General features: G+C 53.9%; 1 pseudogene. It reads left to right on the top strand.

The features are described 5' to 3' along the window. Positions 1–245, top strand: a pseudogene (locus SB775_RS32755) (FAD-dependent oxidoreductase); the annotation flags it as partial.

The raw sequence follows: 245 nt of genomic DNA, 5'->3' as shown, positions 1-245 counted from the left end.
CATCGTCTGCCCATGGATCTCCCAAAGGCGCAACCAGGCATGGTATCGCCTGGCATCAAACGGCGCAGCTTATTATCCTGTATTGATTAAAGAACTCGAAGCGCTTGGCGAGAAAGAGACCGGCTATAAACAAGTGGGCATCGTCAGCATCCACGAAGAATCGAAACTCGACAAGATGGAACAAAAAGCGCGCGAACGCCAAGCGGGATCTCCTGAGATGGGCGAACTCGAACGGCTGACGCCCG

This window comes from Peribacillus sp. SIMBA_075, from assembly GCF_046534585.1.
Note: the sequence above shows the minus strand (reverse complement) of the source record. Positions and strands in the feature narration are given on the sequence as shown.